Source organism: Marinomonas sp. FW-1 (assembly GCF_005222245.1).
In the GTDB taxonomy this organism is placed as follows: Bacteria; Pseudomonadota; Gammaproteobacteria; order Pseudomonadales; family Marinomonadaceae; genus Marinomonas; species Marinomonas alcarazii.
Window position 1 is genome coordinate 548,965 of the sequence record NZ_CP025987.1, and the last position, 13,634, is coordinate 562,598.

At 45.5% G+C, this 13,634-nt stretch carries 11 protein-coding genes and 1 other RNA gene; 2 read left to right on the forward strand and 10 right to left on the reverse strand.

Translation table 11 applies throughout. The features are described from left to right. The first annotated feature begins 64 nt into the window (after positions 1-64). On the forward strand, positions 65-3,121 hold the full coding sequence (gene amt / locus C1X04_RS02525) for an ammonium transporter (protein WP_137169101.1): 3,057 nt from the start codon (positions 65-67) through the stop codon (positions 3,119-3,121). On the opposite strand, the gene C1X04_RS02530 is transcribed toward amt, so the two are convergent. From C1X04_RS02530 to smpB, 10 genes are all read right to left on the reverse strand, one after another. Further along, the gene (locus tag C1X04_RS02530) at positions 3,102-3,473 is read right to left on the reverse strand and encodes a Na+/H+ antiporter subunit G (RefSeq protein ID WP_110576099.1); all 372 of its coding nucleotides are present in this window, start codon (positions 3,471-3,473) and stop codon (positions 3,102-3,104) included. The two genes, amt and C1X04_RS02530, sit on opposite strands and share 20 nt — an antisense overlap. 8 nt (positions 3,474-3,481) lie before the next feature. Then, positions 3,482-3,751 (reverse strand): K+/H+ antiporter subunit F, encoded by a 270-nt coding sequence (locus C1X04_RS02535; RefSeq protein ID WP_110576097.1) that lies wholly within the window; start codon positions 3,749-3,751, stop codon positions 3,482-3,484. Continuing rightward, positions 3,745-4,230, reverse strand: coding sequence for a Na+/H+ antiporter subunit E (locus C1X04_RS02540; RefSeq protein WP_137169102.1), 486 nt, complete (start codon positions 4,228-4,230; stop codon positions 3,745-3,747). Before C1X04_RS02540 ends, C1X04_RS02535 begins: the two co-directional genes overlap by 7 nt. After that, complete coding sequence (locus C1X04_RS02545; RefSeq protein ID WP_110576093.1) at positions 4,227-5,738, reverse strand: monovalent cation/H+ antiporter subunit D; 1,512 nt, start codon at positions 5,736-5,738, stop codon at positions 4,227-4,229. Before C1X04_RS02545 ends, C1X04_RS02540 begins: the two co-directional genes overlap by 4 nt. Beyond that, positions 5,739-6,104, reverse strand: a complete 366-nt coding sequence (locus tag C1X04_RS02550; RefSeq protein ID WP_110576091.1) for a Na+/H+ antiporter subunit C — start codon at positions 6,102-6,104, stop codon at positions 5,739-5,741. Continuing rightward, a complete protein-coding gene (locus C1X04_RS02555; RefSeq protein ID WP_110576089.1) occupies positions 6,104-8,902 on the reverse strand; it encodes a monovalent cation/H+ antiporter subunit A in 2,799 nt (932 codons plus the stop codon). The genes C1X04_RS02550 and C1X04_RS02555 overlap by 1 nt, the downstream gene beginning before the upstream one ends. Positions 8,903-9,381: 479 nt before the next feature. Beyond that, positions 9,382-9,993, reverse strand: coding sequence for a Yip1 family protein (locus C1X04_RS02560; RefSeq protein WP_110576088.1), 612 nt, complete (start codon positions 9,991-9,993; stop codon positions 9,382-9,384). A gap of 237 nt (positions 9,994-10,230) precedes the next feature. Further along, a complete protein-coding gene (locus C1X04_RS02565; RefSeq protein ID WP_137169103.1) occupies positions 10,231-10,878 on the reverse strand; it encodes a hypothetical protein in 648 nt (215 codons plus the stop codon). 288 nt (positions 10,879-11,166) lie between these two features. Continuing rightward, positions 11,167-11,528: a transfer-messenger RNA gene (gene ssrA / locus C1X04_RS02570) on the reverse strand. 86 nt (positions 11,529-11,614) lie between these two features. Then, the gene (smpB, locus tag C1X04_RS02575; protein WP_110576077.1) at positions 11,615-12,094 is read right to left on the reverse strand and encodes an SsrA-binding protein SmpB; all 480 of its coding nucleotides are present in this window, start codon (positions 12,092-12,094) and stop codon (positions 11,615-11,617) included. A gap of 180 nt (positions 12,095-12,274) precedes the next feature. Between smpB and C1X04_RS02580 the strand changes: the two genes are divergently transcribed. Continuing rightward, positions 12,275-13,633 carry a sodium-dependent transporter gene (locus C1X04_RS02580; RefSeq protein WP_110576075.1) on the forward strand — a complete coding sequence of 453 codons (1,359 nt, stop codon included), beginning with the start codon at positions 12,275-12,277 and terminating at the stop codon, positions 13,631-13,633. The last annotated feature ends 1 nt before the right edge of the window (position 13,634 follow it).

Below are 13,634 nucleotides of genomic sequence, written 5' to 3' on the forward strand. Positions count from 1 at the left end.
ATTTTTCGCCCTCTTTTATTTGGCGTGATTCTTTTTGGTGCAATTTATACTATCTGGGATGTGTATGGCAGAATTCTCTTGGTTATTAGTTGCCTCTGCATTGGTCTTTATGATGCAAGCGGGTTTTTTATGCTTGGAAAGTGGTCGTATTCGAAGTAAGAACAGCATCAATGTTGCCGCAAAAAACATCTCAGACTTTATTATATCGACGACGCTATTTTGGCTTTTTGGTTTTGGCATTATGTTTGGCGATTCTTTCGCAGGCATATTTGGCCATAGTGACTTCTTTTTCGGTGAGGAGCACACGCCATGGGAAATTAGCTTCTTTATTTTTCAAATGATGTTTTGTGGAACGGCTGCAACTTTAACCTCTGGTGCGGTCGCTGAACGCATGACATTCATTGGTTACCTCGCGATCACCGTTATATTGAGTGCTTTTATTTACCCAATCGTGGGGCATTGGGCTTGGTCTGGAATATATCCTTCTGAAGGTCCACTTGGTTGGCTTGAAGCACTTGGCTTTATTGATTTTGCCGGTTCGACTGTGGTGCACTCTGTGGGTGGCTGGGTCGCATTAGCTGCCATCATTATTATTGGCCCTAGATTGGGTCGCTTTGAAGAAGGCATTCGTCTTCCTCCCGGTAACAACCTTCCTTTATCCGCGTTAGGCACATTGCTTATTTGGTTTGGCTGGATTGGCTTTAATGGTGGCAGTACGCTGGCGTTAAACAATGACGTGCCTATGATCATTTTGAATACATTCATTTCCGCTGCTTGGGGTGGACTCATTGCCGCTGCGATTAACTATTTCAAAGATGGGTACATCGAAGTCGGCTTTGTTTTAAACGGCACCATTGCAGGCTTAGTTGGTATTACCGCATCTTGTCATGTGGTTTCGCCTGGCGCTTCTGTGGTTATTGGCGCGGTATCAGGTGTGGTTGTCTATTACGGCAGTTTGTTAATGACTCGCTGGCGTCTAGACGATGCGCTTGATGTGGTTCCTGCTCACCTGTTTGCGGGTATTTGGGGGACATTAAGTGTCGCGCTGTTTGGTCAAACGGACAGAATCGATAATGGTTTGAGCTTTGTCGAACAGCTGTGGGTGCAGACGTTAGGGATTGTATCAATTGGCATCTATTGTTTTGTCGTTGGTTATATTGGCATGCGCCTCTTGAATTATTTCATGCCATTACGAGCCAGTAGAGAACAAGAAGAGCAAGGCTTAAATGTGGCTGAGCACAGAGCAACCACTGAGTTATTTGATTTACTTACCTCTATGCAGTACCAACAAAATAACGCCGATTTTTCCAAGCCTGTTCCTGAAGAACCCTTCACTGAAGTCGGTCAAATTGCGCACAAATATAACCAAGTTCTCGACCGTGTGAATACGGAAATTGCGCAGCGTGATGATGCATTGATGCGTTTTCAGGAAAGTGAAATGCGTAAGTCCGCGATACTAAACTCCTCTATGGATTGTATCGTGACCATTAACCGCTTTGGCTCTGTGATCGAGTTTAACCCTGCTGCCGAGCGGACATTTGGTTGTTTAAAAACGCAAGTGCAAGGCAAGAGCTTCATCGGCTTATTCGTAATGGAAGAAGATAGGGTTAAAATTTTCGATAGCTTGAATTCTGGCTTTTCTTCTTCAAGCGGGCTGATTTTAAATCGCCGCAACCCGTTTCGTTTACAGCGCGGTCCAAATCATGATTTTCCTGCTGAAATTGCGATCACCAAAGCCAATGCTGACTCTTCGCAGGGGAGTGAATACACTCTGCACATCCGAGACATGACTCGTCATGCAAAACTGCAGCAGCGCCTTAAATTTCTGGCGTACAGCGACCCATTGACGGGCTTGTACAACCGAACCTATTTAATGGACTCTTTGGTGAGTGCCTTGTTGATTGCTGGTCGCCAGAAAAGCTCCGTAGGCTTGCTGTTCCTAGATCTCGATAACTTCAAAGTGATTAATGACACCTTGGGGCACAAAGCAGGAGATGAACTCTTGTGTGAAGTCGCAAGGCGTTTAGAGTCTGTTTCCGATTCTAGTGATGTTATTGCTCGTTGGGGCGGCGACGAGTTTGTTCTGATGGTGACGGAGAATGTGACCGAAGACAGAATGATGGCACATGCGCAAAAAATCTTAGAGATTATGCGCCTTCCTATTCAGTTGAATAACCAGCACTTTACTATTCCAACCAGCATAGGTATTGCTCATTCTGGCGACCAAGGAATAGATGCTGACAAGCTAATACAGCAAGCGGATATTGCTATGTACTGGGCGAAAGAAAAAGGCAGGGACAACGCACAAGTTTTCACCTCAAACATGACCAACGCGGTGACGAAAAGGTTCAGCTTTGAAAAGGAAGTGAACGATGGGCTTTCTTCCGACGAGTTTTTCTTGGTTTATCAGCCGAAAGTGTTGCTAGAAAAAGACAATATTCTGGGTTTAGAGGCATTGATCCGTTGGAATCATCCGGTCAAAGGGCTTATTTCGCCTGCTGACTTCATTCCGCTTGCGGAGGAATCCAGCCTGATTATAAAAATGGATGAGTGGGTTATCGATAAAGCGTTAATGCAGTTAAAAGAATGGCGAGATAAAGGCTTAAGTATAGTCCCCGTATCTGTGAACGTATCTGGGCGGCATTTAGTGTCAGATTCTTTAGCGTCTTTTATATCGAAGAAACTCGCCTTTTATGGCATAGAAGGTGGGTACTTGGAACTTGAGATTACGGAAGGGGTTTTGCTGCAAGACATTCAACGTTGTATTGATGTGATGTTTGAGTTGAAGGGATTGGATATCAAAATTTCGATCGACGACTTTGGGACTGGCTACTCGTCTTTAAGCTACTTGAAACGTTTGCCTTTAGACATTTTGAAAATAGACCAATCCTTTGTAGAAGAGTGTGATAAACAAATGGAAGACGCAAAAATCTGCGAAACCATTGTGTATTTAGCACGCAGCTTAGAGTTGTCTATTATTGCGGAGGGCGTAGAAACCGCTCCGCAACTAGAGGCACTTAAATCGTTAGGTTGTGAGGTGTTCCAAGGTTACTACTTCCATCGTCCGATGAAAAACACAGAAGTGGCTAAACTACTATCGCCTAATCTTGAGGAGGCTTAGGTGCTTCTCTGTCTCGAACGGTTTCCATAAGCGCTTGGTTCTCTGTTTTATCCAACGGCTTTGTGCGTTGATGCAACGCCGTCTTTGCGATCATATTGGCGGCAACAGGCGCTGTGATCAATAGAAATAAAGTGATCAACAATTCCTGAATCGAAAGAAAACCTTTTAAATGGCTTTGAAAAACCATAGACGCCAGCAAGACACCGGTGATCCCCAGAGTCGATGCTTTGGTCGGGCTGTGTAAGCGCATATAGATGTCAGGCAATCGTACTAAACCGTAAGAGCCAACCAACAAAAACGCACCGCCAATCAGCAGCGACACACAAACAATAATTTCGAGATATAAAGGCATAACGTATCCTATTCTATGATGTCGCCGCGGAGTAAGTATTTACATAGAGCCGCCGTACTGACAAACCCTAGCATGGCAATTAAAAGAGCCGCTTCAAAGTACAGTGCGCTTTCCACGTAAATGCCGTAGAGCAGAATAAGTGCGATGGCATTAATATACATGGTGTCCAGCGCCAAAATTCGATCAGAAATGGTCGGGCCTTTCATCAGCCTCCATAGATTTAAAATCAACGCTACGCAAATACAGACAGCGACAATGAGAATGGTCCAACTTAGCATCCGAAAATCTCCTTAATTGGCTTTTCATAACGCTGCTTTATCGATTCAATTAGTTCTGCTTCATTGTCTAAATGAAGGGCGTGAATATAAAGCCAAGCTTTGTCTTTTGACACTTCCGCGCTCACGGTTCCAGGTGTAAGAGAGACCGTACTGGCCAATACAGTGATTCCTAGGTCTGAGCTAATATTAATCGGCACAGCAACAAAACCTGGCTTGAGCTTTTTGATTGGCCCTATGATCAACAAGGCAACTTCCACATTGGCCGTTAAAATGTCTTTTAGCACCATCAACACGTAACGGATTGCCAACCAAGGTTTTTGAATTTTTGGGTGTTCATCACGCATACCATTGACCAGTAAAGGAATGGTAATCGCGAAAAATGCCGCCAGTACCATGTGTCCAGCACTGACAGAGTTGTTAAGTAATAGCCAAACTACAAACAGCAGCAGGCTATGAAAAGGCATTGGGAATAACTTCATTGGGCTACTCCTGGTAATAATCCATAGGCAGAGGCTTGAATGTCATGTAAATAGCGTGCGGCTTGTTGCGTGTATTCACTGACATCGCCACCGAATAGAACCAACAAAGGTGAAGCCAATAGTAATAATGCAATGCCCGCGATTTCTAGCTTCTTGGCCGGTTCTGCTTCGGCTGTCGCATTACCGCTGTGTCGCCAGAATAACGTGGTTCCTGCTCTCGAAAAGGTAACCAAGGCAGCAAGGCTACCCAACAATATTAATGGCCAAACCCACATAGTTTGCGTCGTCGATTGAGTCGCTTGCAAGATCATGATCTTACCCACAAAGCCTGATAAAGGCGGCATGCCGACCAAAGCTAAAGCGAGTATGGCAAAAGCAAAGCCTAATAGCCTTGGTTGAGCAAAAGGGCGTGAGCGCACGAATCTGTCTTCAGCTTTGCCTCGCTGACGAGACATAACATCCGCAAGTAAGAACAAGGCAGCCGACGCCAGCGTACTGTGTACCATATAGTAAAGCGCTGCTGAGGTGGCTTCTTCTGAGTTAATGGCAGCACACGCCAGTAAGCTACCACTGGAAACGATCACCAAGTTAGCGCTTAAGGTTTTGATCCCAGGGCTGGCGAATACACCAATACTACCAATCGTAATCGTCAATAATGCCAGCGGCCATAGCCATGGAGTCGCAATGTTGGCGAGTTCTCCGGCGTGTTCGCCAAAGATAACAGTATAAACGCGGAAAATACTGTACACCCCGACCTTAGTCATAATGGCAAACAGTGCGGCTACAGGTGCGCTGGCACTCGCATAGGTTTTAGGCAACCAGAAATGCATTGGCAGCATTGCGGCTTTAAGACCAAATACGACTAGCAGTAGCAGTGCGCCTGTCTTAGCCAATGTGGCGGTTTCACCTTGCAGCTGACCTACTTTGACTGCCATGTCTGCCATATTCAGAGTGCCAAGGGTTCCGTAAAGAATGCCGAGGCCGAATAGGAACAAGCTCGAACCCACAAGGTTCAAGATGACATAGTGCAAGGTGGCTTGGGTTTTGTGCTTACCGCCAGCATGGATTAAGAGCGCATAAGAAGCGATTAACAGTACTTCGAAAAAGACGAACAAGTTGAAGATATCACCGGTTAAAAACGCACCGTTAATCCCCATGATTTGAAACATAAACAAAGGATGGAAATACGCGCCGCCTTTGTCTTGCCCTGAAACCGCATAGAGCATAATGGCAAACGACATGAAAGAAGTCAGCAGCACCATTAAGCTAGATACTTTATCTGCCACAAGAGCGATACCGAAAGGCGCTTGCCAGCCACCTAATGCATAAAGCTGAACGCCCTCAGCATTCACTTTATACAATAGTGTCGCCGTCGACATAAGCATAAATAGGGTGCCAATGACGGACGCCACGCGCTGATAATTGATATTGCGTGAGATCGGAGGCAACAACATGATTGCGCCGAACAGCAATGGAATGAGAACCGGGAAAATGCTCAGGTGCTGCATTTATTGGTTTCCTCCTGTTTTCTGCTGAGTGTCGTTCGGCAGTTTGGGCAATGTACCATCAACATGATCGTTTCCTAAATCTGCGCGTGCGCGCATCGCCAAAATAACGACGAAAGCCGTCATCGCAAAACCAATAACAATCGCGGTTAGTACTAAAGCTTGTGGAAGAGGATCACTGTATTGCTCTGACTGACCTAGTACCGCAGCGGCATTGAGTTTAAGTCTTCCGCTGGCAAACAAAAATAAGTTCACCGCATAAGACAAGAGTGTTAAACCAATGACCACAGAAAAGCTGCGGCCACGCAAGGCGAGAAAAATGCCGCAGGCTGTTAATAAACCAACGCAAAATGCGTATAAACCTTCCATTAATCATGCTCCTTTTGGATAGGGCGCTCACTGGTCGTTAATTGTCCAAGGTTGGCAAGAATCAACATAGTTGCACCGACCACAGTCAGATAAACGCCAAGATCGAAAATCATCGCGCTGGCCAATTCGAATTTACCAATCACCGGCAGATAGAAATAATCAAACCAAGAGGATAAGAAAGTGTGTCCGAAGACCCAGCTACCTAAACCACTAAGCGTTGCGATACCAATGCCAGAGCCGATCATAATTTGATAGTCCAGCTTGATGCGCGTTTTGATCCACGAAACACCATGAGCAACATACTGTTGAATAATGGCAACCGAGGTGATTAAGCCTGCAATAAAGCCACCACCAGGCATGTTATGACCGCGTAAGAAAATATACGCAGACACTAAAAGAGCCAATGGTAATAAACTCTGCGAAATCACCGCCAACAACATGGGGTGTCTGTCTTCAGACCAAGGCAAACCGTCGCCGTCGCTCGAAGGCATGTAAAGGCGCATTTTCGCGATGAGTTTATAAATCCCCAATGCTGCAATGCCAAGCACGGTAATTTCACCCAAGGTATCAAAACCACGGAAATCGACCAAAATGACGTTAACAACATTGGTTCCGCCGCCGCCTGTTTTACTGTTTTCGGTGAAGAAGGTCGAAATAGTATCAAGAGGTCGAGTCATCAAGGCATAGCTTATCGTCCCGATAACACCACCAATCAGAGAGGCCAGACCCAGATCTCGTACAACGCGACGCGGCGATGATTCTTTTGGGGTTTTTTGTGGCAAAAAGAACAAGGCTAAAATTAATAGAATGACCGTCACAACCTCGACCGATAACTGCGTCAACGCAAGGTCAGGTGCGGAGAACTGAGCGAAAGCCAATGAAACAATCAGCCCCACAACAGACAAAGTAAGCAGTGCAACCACACGACGTCTGTGCCAGATTACCGTCGCCAAGGCTGAAATACACAGCAATACGGCGCAAGTAATCGACAACGCATCCAAAGGTATTTCAGGACGATGACCTGCGGTAGCGTTTAGCTTCATCAGAGAAGAGGCCGTCATCACCACAGCCAAAACAAGAGTAAAGAACACATAGCGCTGCAAAGAGCCATTTTCCGTGAAAGCAATAATCCGACCTGCTTTCGCCACAAGGTATTGAACAATGCTTTCAAACACCAATTTTGGATCACTGGTTGGGAACTGAGCTTGGAACTTAAACATATGAGAGCGGTTGTAATACATCACCAGACCGCCAATCAAAGCCACCACACTCATTAATAGAGGAAAGTTTAAACCATGCCAAATTGCTAAGCTGTACTCAGGGGCAGGGCCATTTAGAGTAGCGTTGGCGGCGGCAAATAACAGATCGCCCACAATCAAGCTTGGGAATATCCCGACAATCAAACAAAGAGCAACCAGTATTTCAACCGGAACGCGCATATAGCGAGGTGGCTCATGAGGCGTTTTGGGCAGGTTAATAGGCTCGCCATTGAAAAAAACATCGTGGATGAAACGTGTCGAATAAGCGACCGCAAACACACCGCCCAATGTCGCCAAAACAGGAATAAACCAAGACAAGGAGCCAAGTGAGGCCTGATGTAAGGTTTCTGTGAAGAACATTTCTTTCGATAAGAAACCATTCAACAAAGGAACGCCTGCCATCGACGCCGATGCCACCATGGCTAGCGTGGCTGTATAAGGCATGTACTTCCATAAACCGTTTAGCTGACGCATATCTCGGGAGCCAGACTCGTGATCGATAATACCAGCCGCCATGAACAAAGACGCTTTGAAAATCGCATGGTTGATTATGTGGAATATAGCAGCCACTGCCGCAAGGTCTGTCCCCATGCCCAGCAGCAAAGTAATTAAGCCTAAGTGACTGATGGTCGAGTTCGCCAATAACCCTTTTAAATCGTGCTGGAAAATTGCGATGTACGCGCCGACAAGGAAAGTCGCCAGACCTGTCAGACTCACGATCAAGAACCAAAGGTCCGTATCCGCAAGCGCAGGATAGAAACGCGCCATTAGGAAAATACCGGCTTTTACCATTGTCGCCGAGTGAAGGTACGCACTCACTGGTGTTGGAGCCGCCATGGCATTGGGTAACCAGAAATGGAACGGGAATTGAGCGGATTTGGTAAAAGCACCAAGCAATACCAAAATAACAATCATTGGGTAATTTGCACTGGCTTTGATTAAATCGCCACTGTCTAAAACATCTTGAAGGCTAAAGCTGCCAACCGTATTACCCAAAATCAACAAACCAGCCAACAAGGCTAAGCCGCCAGCACCCGTAACGGTGAGCGCCATTCTGGCCCCTTTCCTAGCGTCTGATTTATGTCCCCAGAAACTGATCAATAGAAAAGAGCTGATACTGGTCAATTCCCAGAAAAACCATATCTGGATTAAATTGTCAGACAGCACCACGCCGAGCATGGCGAACATGAACAGAATCAAATAGGCGTAGAACTTACCAATCGAGTCGCTCGCGGAAAGGTAATAGCGAGCATAAAGAATAACCAGTAAGCCAATGCCCAAAATAAGTATGGAGAATAATAAGGCTAAACCGTCTAAGCGGAAGGCGAGTTCTAATCCGATCGCTGGTATCCACGGTAGTGCGGCTTGGAAACGTTCGCCCTGAAATATATCGCCAGCATGAGACAGCACAAGAAACAGCGTCAGCGCAGGCAATGCGGCCGTCATAAACGCACAAGCGGTTCGACTAAAGCGCGCAGTGAGAAGGGGGATTAATGTACCTAATAAGGGGAGAAAAGGTAGCCAAATCAGTGAGCTCAAGAGCAAAACTCCTTTCTGGTAAACGGTAATGTCGTCTCAATATACTGTGCGAGCATGGTTGTTGTCCTAACAATCGATCTCTTAGTGTGGTTTGTTACTTAGCTTATCGAATAAACAAACAATATCAAACTTTGTAAGCATAGCCTTTTACTAGTTTAATCAATAGCCTAAAACAGCCATAAGACAAAAAAAGCTCGCGCTTTTTTTGCTTATCGGCACAGGGTAAGAGCATGGAGTGGTGGAAAAGTTCCACAAAAACGGACGCAGCGATAGCGCGACCAGAATGGATAAAAGCGAGAGCGAGATTTGTAAAACACGAAAGGGCAATTAAGCTTCGAAATGCAGCCAAATTGTCTTAAGACGGTGAAATAACACAGAGTCATTGGAATGAGTACAGTGTCGCCTTTATAGCAAGGCGGCACTGTACTCATTTCGTGAAAGGACGTTCATTATCTTTTTTCATACATTAAACTAGCTGGCTACTGAAAAAAGCGCCATACAATACTGTGTTCAGAGCCAAGGCTCCACAGTAAAACAACCGCAGCCAGTAAGGCTTCTAAGACTAAAACACCAATACCAAGGGTGGTACTAGACAGGATGAAACCTTGTTTATGGCTAATTCCCAAGAAACTAGGCGTGCCTTTGTATAATAAGTATCCGGTATAAGCGATACCCGCTACACAAGCCAATAGACAAAGCCAAATAACAGGGTAAATAGCGAAAATACCACTCAAGAACATGGGTGTGGCAATATAACCCGCAAAGACGATACATTCTTGGCGTGGTGGGCGACTGTCAAAATTGCGCGCCATCCAATGGATTAGGCTGCCAACTGCCGCCACCGCCACCAGTATCAGCGCATAGAACATAATACCCAAGCCAATGCCGTCCATTATGGACACCTTAATGGCTTCCTCACCGCCGAACGTCCAACCAAACTGTGTCGTCCCTATAAAGGTACTAACAACCGGAATAGCCGCCATCCAAAGAACATGGTGAAAGTACAAATGACTGACAGACTCATGCTCCTTATTTATTTCGCGCCATTCCTTATCTGGATGATGAATAAGACCCCAAACATGATTGATCATGGATTCCCCCTTGCAACACAACGTGAGCATAATGGATTTGGAAAAAGTCCTGATACAGCCACGCCCAAACAATAGTGGCTTATAATCAGTATAGATGGATACGCAGGAATAGACTGAAAAGATGATAACGTTTTTTTATAAGTGTTTTGCTGTTCAGACGAATTGGTTGTAAGCAGAGAGGGGAAAAACAACAGCCAAGAACACAATATGGCGTCTAGGCTGTTGTTTCAAATAGCGTTATTGGCAACTATAGTCTTCTGTCATTTCCACCGTGTAAGGTTTGTCGACTGGGTCGTTAAAGTTGGCTCGTAAAATGGCGTCTTTTGCCAAAAACTCGAACATCTTCCATTTTGAACACTCCTCATGCATCACAGTGTTGCTTGAATCCAGAATAAGATTGCCCGCTTTATCCGTTAGCTTATATTGAAAGGTATAAAGGTTAGTGGGTGTTTCTACCTTGTCGTAGCCTTTCACAATAGGTTCCATAAAATGGCGGTAGCGCGTGTAGCAGGTTCTTGCGTTCGTTGTTGGGTTTCTATGGCAAATGGTATAAGGAATATTCCGTTCATTATTAAAAATAGGCACCTTCTTCGTTTCGGTGATTTCTTCCGAAGTAAAGTTGATCGCTAAGCGATAGTCGGGATTGCTGGTGGAATCGGACACATTGCTAAACCCACGTTCTTTCAGCGCGTTCATAACATCGGCAATGTAGCGCTTGTTGGTCAACTGATCACCATCCTTATCCGGAACCACAGTAATGCTGGCCGATTTATCGATATCGACAGTGGCGTCCACATTACTAACATTATGGCCCGACAGCTTCACATTAGATGAACAGCCCGTGAGAAACACTGAAAACAGCACTAAAAAAGAGAAAAACTTCATAACCCCGAACTCCATGGCGTATCAAACACAACAAATACCAGAACGATATCAAAGCACAAATTATCCACAAAACCGAGTCATGTCATTCGTCTTACACGCGTTTTTCAAAAACCTTACTGTTAAAAGGCGCAACGATGGAAAGCGTTTTGGTTAGCTGGTGGGCGAGAGAGTCGGTTGAAGGGGAGAAGACAATAAAAAACCACCCGAAGGTGGTTTTTATATGACTTACAAACAGTGTGTCGACTTCATTTTAAAAAGTGCAAACTCTTTTTAAATCAAGCGCTTGATTGGTGGAGATGGGGGGATTCGAACCCCCGTCCGCCAGTCCTCTGCCATTGGATCTACATGCTTAGTCACTTCTATTATTTGACCACGAACCGCCCGAAGGACAGGGTGTTAATGGCGAGCCTACTTAATCTTATAACCTTATCCCTAGGCGGGGCATCAGTTAGCATCTTGTAATTTATGATACTGCAGAATCTCTGGCTACAAGCAACCTGAGGGCAGCACACTAGCAGCGGTTTAGGCTGCTAAAGCGTAGTTTTCGTCGTTTGCGACTATTAAATTGATACGGGGGATTTACGAGATCACGTATCACTCTCGACATGCACCTCAGGTTTTGTAACCGGCGTCGAAACCAAGTCATCCCCGAAGTTGGCGTTATACTAGCGGAAACAATTAATTTACGCCAGCGGTAACGCATAAATGCTAACTATCTACACGTTTAATCTTACGATTAAATGTTGTGCTTCATTAATCTTTCTTTGTCTCTTGACCAGTCGCGATCACGTTCGGTATCCCGTTTGTCGTGATCTTTTTTACCGGTTACTAGGGCTACTTCGCATTTGATCTTATTGCCTTTCCAGTACAGCGCCATGGCCGCACAGGTTTTGCCTTTTTGCTCGGTAACTTGGATGATGCGATCAAGTTCTTTGCGGTTAAGTAATAGTTTGCGCTGGCGTAACGGTTCGCATACTACGTGCGTGGAAGCACTTAGCAGTGGAGTGATACGGGCGCCAACAAGCCATGCTTCGTTTTGGTGGATAATAACGAAGGAATCGACAAGTTGGGCTTTGCCTTCTCGCAGACTTTTTACTTCCCAGCCAGATAAAACCAATCCGGCTTCGAACTTCTGGTCGACAAAGTAGTCATATTTTGCACGTTTATTAAGCGCTATAGTGCCCGTGCTGTTGGATTTTTTCTTTGCTTTACTCATAGTCAGAAATTATACGGTCGATAGAGGCAAAAACCTATGCTTTTCTTGAGGTATGCGCCTGAATGTTAGAAAATTCGTACTTGTTGATTATTTTGTCTGGGTAGGAGAGGCGGATGTGTTGGCCACGTTCGCGTTTTCTTCCTATCCTTAACCAATGTTGTGCAATTAGAGCCTAAATTTATGCCGGAAAGTCGATGTTTACAAGGTATCTGGTCAAGTCCGTGGATATTTATTTTTGCGGCCAGTGGGTCGGCTGTTGGGTTGGGGAATATTTGGAAGTTCCCTTATGTGCTCGGTGAGAACGGTGGCGGTGCATTTTTGTTGGTGTATTGCCTTTGTTTGATATTGGTCGGTTTGCCTGTTTTGATGGCAGAGGTCGCTCTGGGGCGGACGGTTCGTTCTAACCCTGTTGATACTGTGAATGATTTAAGCGAACGCCGGATTATTCACCCTGCGTGGGTGTGTGTGCCTTGGTTGGCTGGTTTTACGGGCTTTTTGATCCTGACGTTTTACAGTGTGATCGCAGGGTGGTCGTTGGCTTATTTAGATCGTGCTGTAACAGGCGATTTTGTGGCGGTTACGCATGATGGTGCCTTGAGCATGTTTGAGACATTGCTTTCGACGCCAGCGGAAATGCTGTTGTGGCACACGGTGTTTATGGGACTTGTGGTGCTGACGGTAGGGCAGGCTGTAACACGTGGTTTGTCTGCTGTGGTTCGTATTTTGTTGCCTATTTTGGTGGTGACTTTGCTGCTATTGGCGGCTTATTCCATGATGATCGGGAATATGAGTAAAGCGTTGAGCTTTATGTTTCGCTGGTCTTGGGAAGACATTACGTTTGATGTGGTGTTGTCAGCGGTAGGTTTGGCGCTGTTCAGTTTAAGTGTGGGCATGGGGGCGATGTTTGCCTATGGAGCCTACATGAGCAAGCGTATGTCGATCGCGCGAGCTTGCAGTATTGTCGTTGCCGTAGATTTGTTGGTTGCCATATTGGCGGCGTTGGTTATTTTTCCGTTGGCTTTTGCGTTTCAAATAGACGTTGAGGCGGGGCCTAGTCTGACGTTTGTGTCGCTTCCTATTATTTTTGGTGGTTTGCCTGGCGGACAGCTGTTTGCGGGTGTGTTCTTTTTATTGCTGGTGGTGGCTGCGTTAACTTCTGCGATTTCTATGTTGGAGTTGTTTGTCGCTTGGTTGCATGAAAAGTTTTACATGGCGCGATTGAAGGCGGCTTTTTTAATGGGGCTTGCGGTTTGGTTTGTTGGTATTGCTGTGTTGTTGTCTTTTAACCATTGGGACAGCAAGTTTTTGTTTGGCTTAAACTTTTTTGAATTGTTGGATAGGTTTACCTCGTTGATCTTGCTGCCCGTTGGCGCGATTGGGTTGTCCATTTTGGTTGCGTGGTTCATTCCTCACACTATGTTGCAAAATGAGATGATTACTAACAAGGTTAGCCATTTTCAGTGGTGGTATAAGACGTTAAAATACATCAGTATTCCAGCAATGATTGTTATTACATTTGCAGGTTGGATAGGAGTTTAGT